17 protein-coding genes are annotated in these 20,329 nt (G+C 33.7%); 12 read left to right on the top strand and 5 right to left on the bottom strand.

Going from position 1 to position 20,329, the window contains the following annotated elements; translation table 11 throughout:
• Positions 1 to 101: 101 nt before the first annotated feature.
• The 11 genes from KA873_RS09160 to KA873_RS09210 all read left to right on the top strand — a co-directional run bounded on the left by KA873_RS09160 (position 102) and on the right by KA873_RS09210 (position 15,984).
• Positions 102 to 1,508, top strand: a complete 1,407-nt coding sequence (locus KA873_RS09160) for a DHA2 family efflux MFS transporter permease subunit (RefSeq protein ID WP_210140268.1) — start codon at positions 102 to 104, stop codon at positions 1,506 to 1,508.
• 342 nt (positions 1,509 to 1,850) lie between these two features.
• A complete protein-coding gene (gene yycF, locus KA873_RS09165) occupies positions 1,851 to 2,552 on the top strand; it encodes a response regulator YycF (protein ID WP_019468531.1) in 702 nt (233 codons plus the stop codon).
• A gap of 13 nt (positions 2,553 to 2,565) precedes the next feature.
• Positions 2,566 to 4,398: a cell wall metabolism sensor histidine kinase WalK gene (gene walK / locus KA873_RS09170; RefSeq protein ID WP_040030063.1), complete on the top strand. Its 1,833-nt coding sequence runs from the start codon at positions 2,566 to 2,568 to the stop codon at positions 4,396 to 4,398.
• Positions 4,388 to 5,728 carry a YycH family regulatory protein gene (locus KA873_RS09175; protein WP_040030064.1) on the top strand — a complete coding sequence of 447 codons (1,341 nt, stop codon included), beginning with the start codon at positions 4,388 to 4,390 and terminating at the stop codon, positions 5,726 to 5,728. Before walK ends, KA873_RS09175 begins: the two co-directional genes overlap by 11 nt.
• On the top strand, positions 5,729 to 6,511 hold the full coding sequence (locus KA873_RS09180) for a two-component system regulatory protein YycI (RefSeq protein ID WP_107504573.1): 783 nt from the start codon (positions 5,729 to 5,731) through the stop codon (positions 6,509 to 6,511).
• 439 nt (positions 6,512 to 6,950) lie between these two features.
• Positions 6,951 to 7,751, top strand: coding sequence for an MBL fold metallo-hydrolase (locus tag KA873_RS09185; RefSeq protein ID WP_103211427.1), 801 nt, complete (start codon positions 6,951 to 6,953; stop codon positions 7,749 to 7,751).
• A 737-nt stretch (positions 7,752 to 8,488) separates the two neighbouring features.
• Positions 8,489 to 8,968, top strand: coding sequence for a 23S rRNA (pseudouridine(1915)-N(3))-methyltransferase RlmH (gene rlmH, locus KA873_RS09190; RefSeq protein ID WP_019468536.1), 480 nt, complete (start codon positions 8,489 to 8,491; stop codon positions 8,966 to 8,968).
• Between the two features lie 146 nt (positions 8,969 to 9,114).
• Positions 9,115 to 10,203 (top strand): hypothetical protein, encoded by a 1,089-nt coding sequence (locus KA873_RS09195; protein WP_210129173.1) that lies wholly within the window; start codon positions 9,115 to 9,117, stop codon positions 10,201 to 10,203.
• 19 nt (positions 10,204 to 10,222) lie between these two features.
• A complete protein-coding gene (locus KA873_RS09200; RefSeq protein WP_210129174.1) occupies positions 10,223 to 11,737 on the top strand; it encodes a class I SAM-dependent DNA methyltransferase in 1,515 nt (504 codons plus the stop codon).
• On the top strand, positions 11,727 to 12,878 hold the full coding sequence (locus KA873_RS09205) for a restriction endonuclease subunit S (RefSeq protein ID WP_210129175.1): 1,152 nt from the start codon (positions 11,727 to 11,729) through the stop codon (positions 12,876 to 12,878). The genes KA873_RS09200 and KA873_RS09205 overlap by 11 nt, the downstream gene beginning before the upstream one ends.
• Positions 12,862 to 15,984 carry a type I restriction endonuclease subunit R gene (locus KA873_RS09210; protein WP_210129176.1) on the top strand — a complete coding sequence of 1,041 codons (3,123 nt, stop codon included), beginning with the start codon at positions 12,862 to 12,864 and terminating at the stop codon, positions 15,982 to 15,984. Before KA873_RS09205 ends, KA873_RS09210 begins: the two co-directional genes overlap by 17 nt.
• 178 nt (positions 15,985 to 16,162) lie before the next feature.
• Here KA873_RS09210 and KA873_RS13595 read toward each other — a convergent pair whose 3' ends face one another.
• From KA873_RS13595 to KA873_RS09230, 4 genes are all read right to left on the bottom strand, one after another.
• The gene (locus KA873_RS13595; RefSeq protein ID WP_245335939.1) at positions 16,163 to 16,471 is read right to left on the bottom strand and encodes a hypothetical protein; all 309 of its coding nucleotides are present in this window, start codon (positions 16,469 to 16,471) and stop codon (positions 16,163 to 16,165) included.
• A gap of 67 nt (positions 16,472 to 16,538) precedes the next feature.
• A complete protein-coding gene (locus tag KA873_RS09220) occupies positions 16,539 to 17,048 on the bottom strand; it encodes a DUF1643 domain-containing protein (protein ID WP_210129177.1) in 510 nt (169 codons plus the stop codon).
• A gap of 13 nt (positions 17,049 to 17,061) precedes the next feature.
• Positions 17,062 to 17,373, bottom strand: a complete 312-nt coding sequence (locus tag KA873_RS09225; protein ID WP_011302036.1) for a DUF960 family protein — start codon at positions 17,371 to 17,373, stop codon at positions 17,062 to 17,064.
• Between the two features lie 95 nt (positions 17,374 to 17,468).
• The gene (locus tag KA873_RS09230; protein ID WP_053464901.1) at positions 17,469 to 17,807 is read right to left on the bottom strand and encodes an SAUGI family uracil-DNA glycosylase inhibitor; all 339 of its coding nucleotides are present in this window, start codon (positions 17,805 to 17,807) and stop codon (positions 17,469 to 17,471) included.
• A gap of 554 nt (positions 17,808 to 18,361) precedes the next feature.
• On the opposite strand from KA873_RS09230, the gene KA873_RS09235 reads away from it, so the two are divergent.
• Positions 18,362 to 18,649, top strand: a complete 288-nt coding sequence (locus KA873_RS09235) for a hypothetical protein (RefSeq protein WP_119627603.1) — start codon at positions 18,362 to 18,364, stop codon at positions 18,647 to 18,649.
• 35 nt (positions 18,650 to 18,684) lie between these two features.
• On the opposite strand, the gene ccrB is transcribed toward KA873_RS09235, so the two are convergent.
• The gene (gene ccrB, locus KA873_RS09240) at positions 18,685 to 20,313 is read right to left on the bottom strand and encodes a cassette chromosome recombinase CcrB (RefSeq protein ID WP_210140269.1); all 1,629 of its coding nucleotides are present in this window, start codon (positions 20,311 to 20,313) and stop codon (positions 18,685 to 18,687) included.
• Positions 20,314 to 20,329 lie beyond the last annotated feature (16 nt).

The raw sequence follows: 20,329 nt of genomic DNA on the forward strand, positions 1-20,329 counted from the left end.
AAATGGTACGAAGTTTATCACGTACGACAGCATTACATATCAATGTTAGGTCTCTTAATAATACTTATACTTCATGGAACCATTAAAAAGGAGTATTTAAAATGACAACGCAAGTAAAAGTAAAGAACCCAAGCATGTACGCACTTGTACTTATGATTGGTGGATTTATGGGATTATTTAGTGAAACAGCGTTAAACATGGCACTCACAGATATTATGGCTGATTTTCAAGTTTCAGCTGCAGTGGTGCAATGGCTGACGACGGGATATTTACTCGTTATGGCTTGTTTAGTACCTGCTTCTTCTTATTTAATCAAGTGGTTTAATACGAAACCACTTATTATTACAGGAATTGTATTATCATTAATAGGCGTTATTATTGGTGCGCTCGCGCCTAATTTTAGTTTCTTATTATTAGGACGTATTGTACAAGCACTTGGCAAAGGTATTTTACTACCAATCATGGTGACAGTGTTGATGCTTATATTCCCAATAGAAAAACGCGGTGCCGTGATGGGCATTATGGGTCTAGTGATTACCGCTGGACCTGCGCTTGGACCAACGCTGTCAGGTGTCATTATTTCAGCTTCTAGCTGGCATTATATTTTTTGGATTAGTGCGATTTTATACATTATCGTATTATTTATGGCAATTTCAAAAGTAGAAAATGTTGGAGAAATTACCAAACCTAAAATTGATATGATTTCTATTGCATTATCTACAATAGGATTTGCGGGATTAATCTTTGCATTAAGCACATTAGCTGAAGCACCATTTACAAGTACTATTGTATGGTTGCCGTTATTGATCGGAATTGTTGCACTGGCTATCTTTATCGTACGACAATTCAAGATTGATTCGCCGATGCTTAATTTAAACGTATTTAAATATCCAATGTTTGTCATAGGGGCTGCAATGGTTTTCGTTACGATATTATGCATCCTATCTATGGGTATATTATTGCCGCTATATTTAAAAGGTGCTTTATTATTTAATTCGATTATTGCTGGTTTAATTTTATTACCAGGTAATGCAATCAATTTAATCTTATCCCCGATTGTTGGTTCCTTATTTGATCGTTTTGGTGCTAGATACTTTGGCATTTTCGGATTTTTACTGATGTTTATTGCAGCGTTAATATTTTCATTAATGATTTCAGTTTCTACACCTGTTTGGGCTATTATTTTGGCATTCATGGTACTTTTCTTTGGCATATCGATGGTCATGATGCCAGCACAGACAAATGCCTTAAATCAATTGCCACACCACCTTTATGCTGATGGTTCAGCAACAATTACAACGTTAATACAAGTAGCAGGTTCAGCTGGTACTGCAATTGCCATTACGATTTATACCACAGCAATGCGTACCTTTGGCGCAAGCCATCCAAATGCAGAACAAGAAGTTGTACTGTCTTATGGTATCCAATATGCCTGTTTCTTTATTGTAATATTGACAGTTATCGGATTTATATTATCGCTCTTCGTTAAAAAATCTAAAAATATTTAATATTATCAGTGATGCATATCCAGTTTAAGCGACATCATGTTCAAATTATGACTAAGTTATCTCAAATACCTTAGTCAAAATAACATGACCCTTGCTGAGATATGTATCACTTTTTTATAGACTATGGGCAATATAGTCGCACAGTGATATCATGTTGTGTAGGCTTAATATATCTATAATTAACCTATTAATAGTAAAAAATGTTATAATTTTACAATATACCAATTTATTTTTTTGTTTAGAAAAATAGAATTAGCACGCTATAAATGGTAAATTATATTATAGAGAAATGCGTAGAAAAATATGTAAACGTACTACAATTTAGAAATGAGGTTTATAAATATGGCTAGAAAAGTTGTGGTAGTAGATGACGAAAAACCAATTGCTGATATTTTAGAGTTCAACTTGAAAAAAGAGGGTTATGAAGTATTCTGTGCATATGATGGTAATGACGCAGTAGATTTAATATATGATGAAGAACCAGACATTGTCTTATTAGACATTATGTTACCTGGTCGCGATGGCATGGAAGTATGCCGTGAAGTACGCAAAAAATATGAAATGCCAATAATTATGTTAACCGCAAAAGACTCAGAAATCGATAAAGTATTGGGTCTTGAACTTGGCGCCGATGACTACGTGACGAAACCATTTAGCACGCGTGAATTAATTGCGCGTGTCAAAGCAAACTTACGTCGTCATTATTCACAACCAGCACAAGAAGTGAACGATGCATCTAATGAAATTACAATTAAAGATATTGTTATCTATCCAGATGCATATTCTATTAAAAAACGTGGTACAGATATTGAATTAACACACCGTGAATTCGAACTGTTCCATTATTTATCTAAACACATGGGTCAAGTTATGACACGTGAACATTTATTACAAACTGTTTGGGGCTATGACTATTTTGGTGATGTACGTACAGTAGACGTAACGATTCGTCGCTTACGTGAAAAAATTGAAGACGATCCATCACATCCAGAATATATAGTGACGCGCCGTGGTGTTGGATACTTCCTCCAACAACACGATTAGGGGACAATATTAAATGAAGTGGCTTAAACATTTTCAATCTCTACACACGAAACTTGTTATTGTCTATGTATTGTTAATCGTAATCGGTATGCAGATTATCGGTTTATACTTTACCAATAGTCTAGAAAAAGAATTAACACAAACATTCAAAAATAATATCTCGCAATACGCGAAACAAATAGAAATTAATATAGAAAAAGTCTATGACGAAGACAACTCAGTCAATGCACAAAAAGAAGTCCAAAATTTATTGAATGAGTATGCCAATAGACAAGAAATAGAAGAAATTCGTTTTATTGATAAAGATCAAATTATCATGGCTACCTCAAAGCAGTCTACGCGTAGTCTAATAAATCAAAAAGCTAATGACAGCTCCATACAAAAAGCGCTATCTCTAGGAGAAATTAATAGCCATACAGTATTAAAAGACTATGGTAATGGAAAACAACGTGTGTGGGTCTACAATTTACCAGTGAAGACATCAGATGATGGCACAATTGGCAATGTTTATATAGAAGCAGATATCAACGATGTATATAACCAATTAAGCAACATCAACCAAATCTTTATTGTTGGGACAGGCATCTCGCTATTAATTACAGTGATACTAGGTTTCTTTATTGCGCGCACAATCACAAAGCCAATTACCGATATGCGTAACCAAACCGTTGAGATGTCTAAAGGTAACTATACGCAACGTGTTAAAATTTACGGTAATGATGAAATTGGTGAACTTGCACTAGCCTTTAATAATTTATCCAAACGTGTACAAGAAGCACAAGCAAATACAGAAAGTGAAAAACGACGTCTAGACTCTGTCATTACGCATATGAGTGATGGTATTATCGCAACCGATCGTCGTGGCCGTGTGCGTATTGTCAACGATATGGCATTAACGATGCTAGGCATGATGAAAGAAGAAATTATCGGTCATTACATGTTAAATATGCTTAAATTAGAAGAAGATTTTTCATTAGATGAAATTCAAGAAAATAATGATAGTTTCTTATTAGATATCAATGAAAGTGAAGGTATAATCGCTCGTGTAAACTTTAGTACAATCGTACAAGAGACAGGCTTCGTTACAGGTTATATTGCCGTACTTCATGATGTAACAGAACAACAACAAGTTGAACAAGAACGTCGCGAATTCGTGGCGAATGTTTCACATGAATTACGTACGCCGTTAACATCCATGAATAGTTATATCGAGGCATTAGAAAGCGGTGCATGGAAAGATGATGCGTTAGCGCCACAATTCTTATCCGTGACACGTGAAGAAACAGAACGTATGATTCGACTCGTAAACGATTTACTACAATTATCAAAAATGGATAACGAATCAGATCAGATTACCAAAGAAATTGTCGACTTTAATATGTTTATCAATAAAATTATTAATCGCCATGAAATGTCAGCGAAGGATACAACATTTGTACGTGAGATTCCAAAACAAACAATCTTTACAGAAATTGATCCAGATAAGATGACACAAGTGTTTGACAATGTCATTACCAACGCAATGAAGTATTCACGCGGTGATAAACGTGTTGAGTTTCACGTGAAACAAAACTCACTGTATAATCGTATGACCATCCGCGTCAAAGATAACGGCATTGGTATTCCTATCAATAAAGTAGATAAAATCTTTGATCGTTTCTACCGCGTAGATAAAGCACGGACGCGAAAAATGGGTGGTACAGGATTAGGACTAGCCATTTCTAAAGAAATTGTCGAAGCACATAACGGTCGCATCTGGGCAAATAGTGTAGAAGGACAAGGCACGTCAATCTTTATTACACTTCCATGTGAAGTACTAGAAGATGGTGATTGGGATGCAGAGTAAAGAACTAATTAAATCTATTATCCTATTTCTTTTAGTACTCATGAGTGCGATTTTGACGTATATGACATGGAACTTTTCACCTGATTTGGCTAATGTAGATAAACAAGACAATAGTAAAAAAGAAGCGAAATCAAATACAATCGGTAAACCTTTGAAACAAGGAATGCCTCAAGTGATCACACCATACCAAGTCATTCACTCTAAAGGTGAAAGTACAGAAGGTATGGAAGCAACACGCAGCAATGTCGAAGAAATCATTAAACCCTTAAAAAATCATCGTGTATTACACGCTGAACAAATGCACAGCAATCATAATTTAATTATTCCAGACTTGAGCGATGAATTTTTAGTATTGGACTTCACCTATGATATGCCTCTTGCTACATATTTAGGCCAAGTATTAAACATCAATGCCAAAGTACCCAACAACTTTAAATTTGATCGTTTGTTAATAGATAACAATCAAGACGGCAAAATTAAACTTTATGCGATTAGTAAAGATAGACATAATGTTGTACGCATGACCACAACGGTGAAGACAGATAAATTCACACAAGCATTGGAAAACCAGCATAAGCATATGCAACCATACACAGAAATTATTACCAATAAAGATACGATAGATAAAGCGACACATATCTTTGCGCCGAAGTCACCAAAAGGACAAAAATCCTACCATACAATCTATAATCACATTAGTGTAGATACCATGAATTCAATACTATTTAACGATTCAGTGGTAGTGCGTAGTTCAAGAAGCGGTGCAGTCACTTACAACAATAATACAGGTGTGGCCAACTACAACGATGAAACCGAAAAATATCGCTACACAAATCTATTAGAAGATGAAAACCGTTCAACGAACATGCAAGAAAGCATTCCAAGCACCTATGCATACATCAATAATCACGGTGGTTTTACAGATGATTTCAGATTATTCCATACAGACGATAAACGTGGCGATCTGACTTATCAACTGTTCTTGAATGGACGACCAACGTTTAACGACGACGATTTAAATACATTGAAAGTTTCTTGGGGCAATAAAGGTATTTATAGCTATGCGCGTACGTTATTAAAAGCAAATGTAACTATTGATAGTGGCGAAAAAGAAGTCAACCTACCAGGCGCTGAAACTGTCCGTTCGGAACTCGCCAATAACCCTGAAGTAGATTTCGAAAAGGTAACAAACATGACCATTGGTTACCGCATGGAAGATAAACAGGACAACGGAGATATAGAAATCCAGCGCAATAGTGAATTTAAGCCATGTTGGTATGTAGAGTACGATGACAAGTGGCGTGCATACAAAGATGGGGGGCTAGAATAAATGAACTGGAAACACACGAAAACATTATTTATTTTTGTATTTATTCTAGTGAACATCAGCCTTATCATCATCTATATTGATAAAGTCAACAAATCTCATATTAACGATAGTGCCGACGAAAATGCAGTGAATTTCAAACAAGAAAAAATAGAAATTCCTGAAAATTTGCCAAGCGTTAAAAATATAGAAATGCAACTACTCACTGCAAGATCTAATGATTTTTCATCTTATGCAAAAGCACGTTCAAGTATTACAAGCGAAGAAGACGGTCAAAAAATCAAAGGTGAAATCAACGATCCAATTGATGTAGGTAACGATCAATACACAGATTTAAAATCGTATGTTAAAGATAAAATCTTTAAAGGTCAAAATTACGAAATGAGTAAAATTGACGATAAAAATGTTACTTTTGAACAGACTTATAACGACTTTCCAATCATGAATAATAGTAAAGCACAACTCAAATTTAATATCAATGACGATGGTAAAGCATCAAGCTACAGACAAACAGCTATGAAATCCATAGAGCCATCAGAAGGTGCTAACAACGATAAGAAACAAGTAAACACTGCGAAAAGCGCGATAGAAGCACTTTATTATAATCGTTACCTTAAACGAAACGATGAAGTGACCAACGTCCGACTCGGCTATTATACCGTCGTTAAAGAACCTAACGTGCAAGTACTAGAAGCCAATTGGGAAATCAAAGTAAAACATAAAGATGAATCCAAGACATATTACGTCGAAGCCATTTCAGACAGTCCCAAAATTGTTGAAGAATAGTGCGAACATAGCATTTATGACTTCACACAAGCATACCGTTTAGTGAGTATTGAAAGATTTATCATAAATATAAGAGAGCGGATATACGAAATCAAAAGTATTAACATTGATTTTGATACCGCTCTTTTATTATGTACTTTGAGACACAGTATTTAAAAAAACAAGACACCACATTAAACAATAAATTCAATTTAAGCTTCAAAGTATGTTAAAATAGATTATTGTTAAATCAAAGTTATAAACCAACTGCGTTGATTTAAGATGAACGCATGTAAACATAAATATGTACCACATAGGATAGTTCAAAAGTACATAATTTAAAAAACAGTTTCAGCAGATATAAAAACTTTAATCATTAGACAGAGGGCATGTTGAGGTCACATAAACCGTAGACTGCCTAAACAAATTATAAGCAACGAGTGTTTATCGATTAGAAAGGGTGAATCGCTTGATACGAATGAGTGTATTAGCGAGTGGTAGTACAGGTAACGCCACTTATGTAGAAAGTGATAAAGGTAGTATTCTTGTCGATGCAGGCCTGACAGGTAAGAAAATGGAAGAACTGTTTGGTCAGATCGACAAACAAATTAAGCATTTAAACGGCATTTTAGTAACACATGAACATTCCGACCATATCAAAGGCCTTGGTGTCTTAGCACGTAAATACGGATTGCCAATATACGCAAACGAAAAAACATGGTCGGCAATCGAAAAGAAAGATAGTAAAATCCCAATGGATCAGAAATTCATTTTTAATCCATACGAGACTAAGTCTATTGCAGGCTTTGATATTGAATCATTCAACGTGTCTCACGATGCCATAGATCCACAGTTTTATATCTTCCATAATAATTATAAAAAATTCACGATACTCACAGACACAGGCTACGTTTCAGATCGCATGAAAGGCATGATTCAAGGCAGTGATGCTTTCGTATTCGAAAGTAATCACGACGTTGACATGCTTCGTATGTGTGGCTATCCATGGAAGACAAAACAACGTATCCTCAGTGATATGGGACACGTATCTAATGAAGATGCAGGGCTTGCCATGACAGACGTCATTACAGGCAGCACGAAACGCATCTACCTATCCCACTTATCACAAGACAACAACATGAAAGACCTTGCACGTATGAGCGTTGGCCAAGTCCTAAACGAACACGACATCGATACAGAAAAAGAAGTACTCCTCTGCGACACAGACAAAGCTCAAGCTACACCAATATATACATTATAATAAAGAAGCCCTTGCCCTTCATTGAAGCGGTTAGGGCTTTTTTGTGCACTAACCCAAGATTACTGTAAGCTATAGTTGAAACAGCTTATTTGAAAAGATAGAGGATCTTGATGGATTTGCTGAAGATGATGCAAATTGTAGTTGGCATAAGAAGTGAAATTGAGTAATTTTTAACACGATGGCTAAACGTTAATCTAGTTAAAGCACCAGTTTTCATATTATTGAGTTATCGGAGACTTATGCATGAAGCTTAGTTCATTATCACTTGAACCCTAGTCATCGTGCTGTGATGACACGACGAAATCATTTTAATAAATTAGAGGTTTGTTTAACTATCAATTTTATAAAATGACGAGCTAATTAAAGTAGTTACATATATGCATTTATCTGATAATTTATAAACAGTGGATAACTTACCTTATAGCTTGAACGAACATGAGATTTTGTAAAATAAACGTAAATTTTGTGAATAAGTATGTAAGACAATCGGCAACTTATCCACGTATTTATCCAAAGTTATCCAGAGATGTGCACAATTAACAGAGAAATACCCACATTATACACAGAGTTATCCACAAATAAACAGGTTATCCACTCTTACTTGTGAAAAAAACGTAAATTATTTTAAAATATCGTATACATTCCTGTTATAATAAGAGGGAATTGTGTGAATAAGTGCATAACTTGTGGATAAGTATAATAACTATTGATTTTTAAGCTTTTACAGGAGGCATATTATGAAAATTACTATACTTGCAGTTGGCAAATTAAAAGAAAAATACTGGAAACAAGCCATAGCTGAATACGAAAAACGTTTAGGTGCGTATTCCAAAATTGAAATTATTGAAGTACCAGATGAAAAAGCACCCGAAAATATGAGTGACAAAGAAGTTGAACAAGTGAAAGAAAAAGAAGGCCAACGCTTACTAGCAAAAGTAAAACCACAATCCACAGTCGTTACTTTAGAAATAAAAGGCAATATGCTGACTTCTGAAGGACTTGCTAAAGAATTAGAAAGCCGCATGACACGTGGCCAAAGCGACTTCACATTTATTATAGGTGGTTCCAATGGCTTGCATCAAGACGTCTTAAACAGAAGCGACTACGCCTTATCATTCAGTAAAATGACATTTCCACACCAGATGATGCGCGTCGTCTTAATCGAGCAAGTCTACCGTGCGTTTAAAATCATGCGCGGTGAAGCGTATCATAAATGATGCGGTTTTTGATAAGACTCTTCTTATCAATGATTTTTCTGAAAATTTACTGATTTTATAAATACCTGCTACTTAATATCTAAAAACACCCATTATCTAATATATTTTTGATATATTAAAAGAAAACTTATTTTATGGGGGAATATATGAAACTTACTGAAATCAACAATAATAAATTTGAACTTGATGATGACAATAATGATGTGGTATTGAATTCTTTAAATATAGGATTAAAATCGTATTTTAGTAGCTATAAAAGTATAAGAGAGAATTTTGATGAAAGAACATATGAATGTTGCCATAAACAAGATTACTATGAGAACTTTTCAGAAACTATTTTACATTTTCATCACTTTTTCGAATTAATCTTAAAGGATCTATTAAGGAATGAAAATGAATTATTGCCCTTAGTTATATCAGATAATTCAGATTTGGTAATAAAACTCATTCAAAATATACCACTATCTGATGATGAATATAAAAAATTCAAGAGTTTGAGTTTTAGTCAACTGCTTGATAGAGTTTGTAAATTAATTAAACTAAAATCAGAAGTAAAATTTAAGTTCATAAAAGAATATAAAGATGAATTAAATGAATTAAACGACTTAAGAAATAAAATATGGCATCAAGGAAAAGTAATGCTTAAATATGAAGCGTTTGACTTTTTAATAGGAAAATATATTTTACCCTTAGTAATAAAATGTTTAGAAGTTTCAGAATATAGAGGGAAATATAGAAGTCATGAAATTTGGAGATTTAATAGAAACAGTTTAGAAATTAATCCTTTAGAAGATCTACTTGAAGAATTTCAAAATGAATCTCCAGCGATTGATAAAATTGCTGTCTTAAAAGAACTTGGTAGAGCATCCTATTACAGCCATTATGGTAAAGGTTTTGGTAGCATTATGGATTCGAGAAATCAAAGCGCTAACCAACTAGCACAAGCAGAGTTGAATAATAGTTTTACATTTACCAATGAAATTTTAAAATGTCCATGTTGTGCTGCGATGTCCTTAGTAACATACACTAAAGAAGTAATTACTGATATTCATGAATATGAGTACGAGGATGAACAAGGTAATGTTCAATTTTATGAACAAGAAGATAGTTTTCAATGTATATATACAGTTAAATGTGCAAATTGTAGTTTTCAATTAAATGATAAAGGTATTAAAAATTTAAAAGAATATGAATTTGATGTTGAAGATTACTGGATAAATATAGACCACTATTAATAAAAGGGAGAGAAAGTATATGGCAACAATTGGATTTGAAGAAAAGTTATGGCAAGCTGCGGATAAATTAAGAGGTAGTATGGATGCAGCAGAATATAAGAATGTAGCATTAGGTATCATATTTTTAAAATATGTATCAGATTCATTTGAAGAGAAGTATGAGGAATTGTTAAATGATGAATATGCTGACGAAGAGGATAAAGATGAGTATTTAGCAGAGAATATTTTCTGGGTTCCTAAAGAAGCACGTTGGCAATATATTAACGATAATTCTAAGAAACCAGAAATTGGTCAAATTATCGATAAAGCAATGATAGCAATTGAAAAAGAAAATGAATCATTAAAAGGTGTTTTACCTAAAGATTATTCTAGACCAGCATTAGATAAAGAAAAATTAGGCGATATTATTGACCTATTTACATTCAAAGTTGGGGATTCTGAAAGTAAAAAACAAGACGTCTTAGGTCGTGTTTATGAATACTTTATTGCAAAATTTGCGAGCGCTGAGGGTAAAAATGCTGGGGAATTCTATACACCAGCTTCAATAGTTAAATTGCTTGTTGAAATGATTGAACCTTATCAAGGTAGAATTTATGACCCTTGTTGTGGGTCGGGCGGAATGTTTGTACAAAGTGAACATTTTATCGAACGTCATCAAGGCCGTATAGATGATATTGCTGTTTATGGTCAAGAATCTAATCCAACAACTTGGAAATTAGCAAAAATGAATTTGGCTATTCGAGGTATAGATAATGATTTAGGTGATCATCATGCAGACACATTTCATAATGATTTACATAAAGATTTGAAAGCTGATTTTATATTGGCTAATCCACCATTCAATGCAAGTGATTGGGGACAAGAAAAATTATTAGATGATTACCGCTGGAAATTTGGTATTCCACCTAAAGGCAATGCCAACTATGCATGGATTGAACATATGATTTCTAAACTTGCCCCAAGTGGTACAGCAGGATTTGTTTTAGCGAATGGTTCAATGTCTACAAGTGGTAAAGATGAATTAGAAATACGTAAAAACTTAATTGAACAAGACTTGGTTGAATGTATAGTCACATTACCAGGGCAACTATTCTATTCAACTCAAATTCCAGTATGTTTGTGGTTCGTGACAAAAAATAAAGCTAAAAATGGTAAGAATGAACGACGTGGAGAAGTACTATTTATAGATGCTAGAAATATAGGTAGTATGGTATCAAGAACATTAAAAGAATTCTCAGATGATGAAATTAAAGATATAGCAAATATCTATCACTCATGGCGTGGTACAAATGATAATCAATATGAAGACAAAGCTGGTTTCTGTAAAGTAGCAAAGACAGAAGAAATAAAAGATAACGAATATATCTTAACACCTGGTCGTTACGTCGGTTTAGCAGACGCTGAAGAGGACTCAGAACCATTTGAACAAAAAATGGATCGAATTACAGCAGATTTAAGTGAACAATTTGCGAAATCAAAAGAACTCGAGGACCAAATCCGTAAATCATTGGAGGGGTTAGGTTATGGAATTTAAATTAAAAGATTTAGCTATTTTAAAAAATGGAAAAATAGTTAAACCTACAGATCAAGATGAAATACCAGTATTTGGTTCAAATGGAATAATCGGTTATACAGGAAAACCTCTATTTAATTCTAAAATGATTATTATAGGTAGGGTCGGAGCGAATTGTGGATCGGTGCATTATTATGAAGGTAAAGTGTGGTTGAGTGATAATACAATAGGTGTAGAAGCTAAAAAAAATGTTAACACTTATTATTTGTATTATTTATTAAAATATATGCAATTACATAGATATGCTGGAGGTTCCGCGCAACCATTATTGAACCAAAAGACTTTAAAGGATTTAAATATAAATATATTACCAATTAATTATCAGAATATAATTGGATACGTATTAAAATTAATTGATAAAAAAATAGAGATAAACCAAAAAATCATTGAAAACCTTGAAGACCTTTCTCAAACACTATTCAAGCGTTGGTTTATTGATTTTGAATTTCCTGATGAAAATGGAGATCCGTACAAATCAAGCGGTGGAGAAATGGTTGATTCTGAATTAGGTGAAATACCAAAGGAATGGAGTATACAAACTTTAAATGATATTTCTGAAAGTTATAATACTAAAAGGAAACCATTATCAAAGTTGGAACGAGAAAAAGTTACATCAATTTATCCTTATTATGGTGCGACTAAAATAATTGATTATGTAGATGACTATTTATTTGATGGTAAATTCATACTTGTTGGTGAAGATGGTACGGTTCAAACAGAAGAAGGTCACCCTTTTGTGCAATATGTTTGGGGGAAATTTTGGGTTAGCAATCACGCACATATTTTAAAAGGAAATAATTTGTCGGATGAAACATTAATGCTAATACTTAATAACATAGATATAGAACCTTATATTACAGGTGCTGTACAGCCTAAGATAAGCAAAAAAAATCTAAACGGCATTAAAGTAATTATTGGTACTAAACTTATATATGAGAAATTTGATCAATATAGCGATATTTATTATAAAAAAATTCGTGAAATTAGTGAAGAAATTAAGAATTTAATAGAACTACGTGATACGTTACTACCAAAATTAATGTCGGGTGAATTGGAAATACCTGACGATATCGAGGTGAATGAAGATGAACTTTCAATTTAGTGAGGATGATTTAGAACAAGTTGCTCTTGAATGGTTTGAAGAACTTGGTTATACAGTTAAAAAAGGTCGTGAAATTAGTGAAACAGGTATTACGCCTGAACGAGAAAGCGACAAGGACGTTGTACTTGATAATCGTTTAGAACGCGCATTAAGACGTATTAATCCAGATTTACACAATAATGCAATCCAACAAGCAATACATGAAATTTCCATAGAAAAATCACCAAATTCAATTGAAAACAATCGTATATTCCATGAAATGATAACGAATGGGATTGAAGTAGAACATTATAATGAAGATGGGGAAACAATCAATGATTTAGTTTATATATTTGATTTTAATAATCCAGAGAATAATGATTTCCTGGCTGTTAATCAATTGATTGTTGTGAATGGTGATGACAATAAACGACCAGACGTTGTGTTGTTTATTAATGGGTTACCAGTTGTTGTGATTGAACTTAAGAGTTCGACTAATGAATCTGTGGGTGTAGAAGATGGTTATCATCAATTAGAAACTTATAAAATGAAAATCCCTCAATTATTTAATCACAATGCTGTATTGGTGACAAGTGATGGTATTAATACAAAAGCGGGCTCTATGACTGCAGATTATGATCGTTTTATGACGTGGCGTACAAAAGATGGTAAGACCGAGGCTTCATCTTCAATGGCGAGTTTAGATGTCTTGATACATGGTATGTTAAATAAAGAAGTATTATTAGATTTAATTCGACATTTCACTTTATTTCAAGATGATGGTAAAGGTAATATTGTTAAGATTTTAGCTGCTTATCATCAATATTATGCGGTTAATAAAGCCGTTGATCGCGCAATAGAAGCCACTTCTGACCAGGGGGATGGTAAAGGTGGCGTTATTTGGCATACTCAGGGCTCAGGTAAAAGTTTGACGATGGTTTTCTTTTCGGGAAAATTAATTCAAAAGTTAAATAACCCTACTTTAGTTGTGGTAACTGACCGTAATGACCTAGATAATCAACTACATAGTACCTTTGTAAAATCTAAAGGTCGTTCTGGTAAGGGGTTATTAAGACAGACGCCTAAACAAGCAGATTCTCGCAAAGAGTTGAAAGAACTATTATCAGTTGAATCTGGTGGTATTGTATTTACAACGATGCAGAAATTCGAACCAGAAGAAGGCAAAGTTACTATGGATTCCCTAACAGAACGCAGAAATGTCATTGTAATGGCCGATGAAGCACACCGTACACAATATGGTTTTAGCGCATCTTACGACGAAAAAGGTGAAGGTATTAAATATGGTTATGCCAAATATTTAAGAGATGCTTTACCTAACGCTTCATTTGTTGGATTCACTGGAACGCCTGTATCTTCGACAGACAAAAATACACAGATGGTTTTTGGAAATTACATTGATGTGTATGATATGACGCAAGCTGTTGAAGACGGTAGTACGGTTAAAATATATTATGAAAGCCGAATAATCCCATTAAATTTACCTACAGATTTAGATATTGATGCAGCTTATGATGATATTACTTCCGGACAAGAAGACGATGTCAAAACACGATTAAAGTCTAAATGGTCTCGAATAGAAGCATTATCAGGCTCAGAACAACGTGTTCATTCTTTAGCAACTGATATTATTAATCACTTTGAAACAAGACAAAAGGCGATGAAAGGTAAAGGCATGATTGTCACAATGAGTCGTCGTATAGCGGTTGATTTATATGATGAAATTGTAAGATTAAAACCCGAATGGCATTCAGATGATGATAACCAAGGTATTATCAAAGTTGTGATGACAGGTTCCTCAAGCGACCCTAAAAACTTCCAGAGACATATTGGTCCTAAAAAAAGAAGGAACCTGCTAGAGAGTCGTATGAAAGATGTTGAAGATGAATTACAACTCGTTATTGTGAGAGATATGTGGTTAACAGGTTTTGATGTACCTTCTATGCATACCATGTATATTGATAAACCAATGCATGGCCATAATCTAATGCAAGCAATTGCACGTGTGAATAGAGTGTTTAAAGACAAACCAGGTGGTCTTATTGTGGACTATGTAGGTATCGCTGAAAGTCTTAAAGAAGCTTTAAAAGAGTATACAGATTCTGATAAAGATCAAACGGGTGTGGATACAGATAAAGCTTTAGAAATTATGTTAATGAAATACGATGTCATTCAAGATATGTTATATAATCATGATTATTCTGACTTCGAATCAGATAAAAAATCTGATCGATATAATGTCATCTCAAGCACGATGGATTATGTAATTGGCTTAGGTGAAGAAGAAAGACAAAGATTTGTGAATACAGTCACTGAACTTGGTAAAGCATTCGCGTTATGTGCAACAGAAGAAGCAGCTCAAGAATTAAATAGTGAAATCGCGTTCTTAAAAGCCGTTAAAGCAGGCATCATTAAATTATTAGCGCCACCACCAGGAGATGATGAACGTAAAAAATCCCCAGCTGAAGTTGAAGCTGAAATTAATCAGTTGATATCAAAATCCGTTGTAACTGAAGAAGTTGTAGATATATATCAAACACTCGGTTTAGAAAACCCAGATATCTCTATTTTATCTGACGATTTCTTAAAAGATGTAGAAGGATTACAACAGAAAAATGTAGCAGTTGAATTATTGAATAAATTACTTAAAGGGCAAGTTAAGTCATTAATGAAAACGAACGCAACCGTATCCAAACAATTTTCTGAAATGCTAGGTAAATCTATTCAAAAATACAACAATCGGTCTATAGAAGCTTCTAAAGTTATTGAAGAATTGATACAAATGGCGAAAGAAATTAATCAAGAACAACAGCGAGGCAAAGACTTAGGATTGAATACTGAGGAAATTGCTTTTTATGATGCATTAGCTTCACATGAAACAGCTAAAGAAGTCATGGGAGATAAAGAGTTAAGAGCTATCGCACATGAATTGACTAAAACAGTTAAAGATAACATGAGTGTGGATTGGTCTAAACGTGATAGTGCTAAAGCCAAAATGAGAGTTCAGGTTAGACGATTATTGAAGAAATATGGTTACCCACCAGATCTACAAAAAATGGCTGTTGAACAAGTTGTAGAACAAGCCGAATTAATGGCAAGTCAGCAATAAAAATATATAAGAATGCGGTTAGAGAAATAAAATATTTCTCTAACCGCATTTATTATAATTCAATTTTAGTTTCATGGTCCATAGATGTTTTAGGTCCATTCCATATTTGAACTGTTCCATCATCTTTAACTACGATGGTATTAGCTCCAGTACCTGATTTATTATTTGCATTAATCGTCTATTCTGACCCATTGTACTCCGGTTCTTGGAATTTTAATAAGTCTGCATCTCTTACTTCATTTACACCTGCAATAGCATAATCAAAAACATTATCTCTAGTTACTTGTTGTTCACCACTTGCATTTTCTTCTGTTGAATTAATTTCTTGTGTTTGCGTTTCATCTGCATTTACTTGTTCTTGATAATTATAAGAATCTTCATTATTAGAAGATTCATCGTTTTTATCATCTAATTGAGATTGTAAATTTTCCTGTTTTAATTTCGGCTCTTTGTATTTTGCATAACCAAATATTCCTGCTGATGTCAATACAACTAACACTGCTAATACAGATAATACTGATATTAATTTTTCATTCTTTATCCTTCTATATTGGTTAAGATTTCAAAATCCATTTGTGGCGTGCTTTCGGATTAAGGGGGTGCATGATTTCATTGGTTGCTGGGTTCATGAGTTGTTTCACTTTCTTCTTATGTGGTTTCAACATTTCTAATACTTCATTAACACGTGCTTCAACAACGGGCTTTTTAGCGTAAGCACCCCATGCTAATATCACTTCATCTGATTCTTTCACTGCTTTCATAATTTGAATATTTGTATGATTATCATAAGCATTTTCTTCTAAATGTTTGAGATTGATAGGTGTTGTAATATTAGAGTATAGATTCACAAAATAGATGGACCCAAATGCATCCATTTCTGAAACTTTGTTCATAATGAGTTGGGTTGTTAGGTCAATATTGAGAATGCCATCATAGTGCGGATACATCGTGATGATTGTAAGTGTTTGTTTTTCACTGTCCCATGTCTTTGTTAGTAAGTAGCGGTGAGTTCTCTTTTCGTCAAATATTGCAGTAGTGACAAGTGTATTTGTGATATTTTCCATTGATTTTATCTCCTTAATATTCATTTGGTAATAACATAATGTAATAAGAAAGGTCTACATCATCTTCACGGATAATGTAGACCTTATTGATATTGATAGGTTGATTGATATTTGCCTTTTGAGTTTTCACATACGCTGGTCGTTCTTGTTTGTGTTTGATATATAATTGATTGCGATGTGTATTGAACTGGAATATATGAAAATAATCTACTAAGGTATTATCTTTGGTTTGTTCTTGTTCTCGCTCAGATACGAGTTGCCATAATTGGTGTTGTAAGATATTAGGTAAGTTGTTGGCGATACCCCGGGTGATATATCTATTCATAAGAGACTTCCTTTCGTTCTGACTCTTTCATCCAAATGATGATTTCACTTAGTATTGTAATGACTAATTGTGTAATTTTGATGTATTTATGCATATTATTGTCCTCCTGTTAATAAGTATCGTTGATCCAAAAGGGGCATGATAGTGTTGTGTAGGTATAAGAAATCCATATCGTGATTTTCATCGATATAGCCGATGGCTATGAGCTGTTTCTGATAGTAGAGAATGAAAGGATAGAGATTGCTTTCGTGAAGTGTGTCAGAGTAGTAGGTATAGGTTTGAAGTATTTTATTACTAAGTGGACCAAGCCTTACATATTGGTCAGGTAGGATATTATCAGCGACTTCCTCGATGGATTCACATTCCCATTTTTCTTCCTTTGGCAGATTGAATAAGTTGGTTATATAATGCTTGAGTTGTTGTTCTAGTGTCATGGTTATGACCTCCTAATGTATTTGATTGATGTATGTACGTGATACATCTTATTGATAATATAAGTTTGAAATAACGTTTGTTTCGCTTAGAAATCCCACTGAAATACAGAAAAGATCCCAATCGAAAGTCGTGATAATTGTTGATATGACAAGGAAATCCCGTTATCCCGATCATTTCTTAGGAAATATAGCTATATATTTATATATAGTTTGGATTTGTAGGTGTGGTTATGATTTACTTTTTCTTTTTATATTATTTATTTATAAATAATAACGGGATTTTGGGATTACGCTTGCGTAATCCTTCTTATACATGAAGTTATCCAATCCCGTTACTATCCCGCTTGTATTTTATTTTGGGATGTTCTTTCGTCATATCAATATAAGCTTCACATTGAGTCATGAGTAGTTAGCGTGTTGAAGATATTTGTTAGATAGGTGTTATTGAATGACGAAAGGACACTGAGAAAATAAGTTGAAATACATATAATTTAACTTTGACTAACTTTGACTTTCGGTGTAATATAAAGTGAAAGTCAAAGGAGTTGAAGCTAGTGGTAAGTTTTAGTAAATATGGTCATTATTCAGATAATGACTTGAAGTATGATATGAATGGTTCCATTGATGGTTATCATTTATATGATGGAATATACATTACTGATAGAGTTTGGTTTTACATGCAGGAAAAAGATATGGATTTTGAAGATGCTCTCAATGCATTAGGTTTGAATTATGATGAAGCTATTGCAGATGAGGAGGATATCCCAAAACTAGACGAAAAAAGACAGCGTCTGATGGACGATCCATACAGGTTTCCATTTGAATATGATGAAGATAAGTGATAGGCAAGGTGCATAAATGCATCTTGCTTTTTTTATTAGATTTTAAGGTAAAGAGTTTGAGGCAAAAACAAAGACGAAGTGCTGAGAAGCACTTCGTCGAGCTGAGTATTATTGAAAAGTTGTTTAATAATCTCATTATTGAGCTTGAGTGTGACATAGAATTGCTTTTTATGATTCTCATCTTTACGAATATCAATACGGTCAATAACCGTTAGGTACAAAGCTTTGAGCTGTGATTTATCCATGGATTCTATATTTTGAAATATTCGTTGTAATAGGGCAGCGATTTGTTTCGTATCATAAGATGGTTTCTCTTGATTTTGTTGTTGCTTAAGTTGATTGATTTGAGTTGTGATGTCATTGAGTTGTTTTTCATACTGATGAATCGTATTTTTAAGCACAGATGTTAAGTCTGGATTATCTTCAAGCGTTTTTATCAAGTTATCTAATTTGATTTGGACCTCATCATATTGTTGTTGCTTATATGCGATATCATGATTGAGTGCAGACGTATCAATTTGATGTTCTTGATTGACACGCTCAACGACTTGCTTGATAACCTTGTCGCTTTTAACAATTTCGAGTATTTGATCCATAACATATTTTTCAATTACATCGGCTCTGACACTATTCGCAGAACATACTTTTGACCCTTTATTACGAAAGTTACTACACGAATAGTAGCGAATGCGTTTTTTAGTACCATCTTTAAGTGTATTAACTGTTGTGCTCGCAGACATTGAAGCAGAACATTGGGGACACGAAATTAATCCAGTTAAAATATTGGTTCCTTTACCATGAACTTGTGGTTTTTCACTTACTTGTTTTTTACGTGCTTGGACTTTATCCCATAATGATTGGCTAATAATAGGGGTGTGTTTGCCTTCGGCGATTACTGGTTTATCATTCAAGCCTTTACGACGTTTATCATTCCAATCTTTGTATTTCGCGAATTGAATTTTACCAATATAGAATGGGTTTGAGAGAATATAAGTAACAGCTGAAATACTAAAAGGATTACCTTTCTTAGTGACATAACCTTTATGATTGAGTGCGTTGGCAATTTTACGATAACCATGACCTTTGGCGTAAGATTCAAAAATATATTTCACAATATTAGCTTCATGCTGATTAATCATCAAATCTTTTTTATTATCTGGTATGTTATTATATCCTAAAGGAAGATTACCTTGGTAATAGCCTTCTAAGGCTCTTTGATGTTGTCCGGTGCAAATATTCTCTAAAATGGTATTTCTTTCAAATTTGGAAAAACTTGCAAGTATTTGTAACATGAGTTTACCAGAAGAAGTGTTGACTTCCATACGCTCAGACAAACTGAAAAATTCGACATTTTGTTTATGCAAATCTTCGACAATTTTGAGTAAGTCTGATGTATTACGTGCGAGTCGATTTGTTTTATACACCATAACACAATCAATATGACCTTTATTCGCATCATGTAACATACGTTGAAGTGCAGGGCGGTTCATAGACTTTCCTGAAATACCACGATCAGCGTATATATCTTTGACTTCGAAATGATGGAAGTTACAATATTCTTTGATTTGATTGATTTGACCGTCGATACTATAACCCTCTGCACTTTGCATTTCTGTTGATACGCGGACATAGATACCGACACGTTTTTGTTTGAGTTGTTGCATGATTTTTTCATCCTTT

The organism is Staphylococcus sp. GDY8P45P, from assembly GCF_017892745.1.
GTDB lineage: Bacteria > Bacillota > Bacilli > Staphylococcales > Staphylococcaceae > Staphylococcus > Staphylococcus cohnii.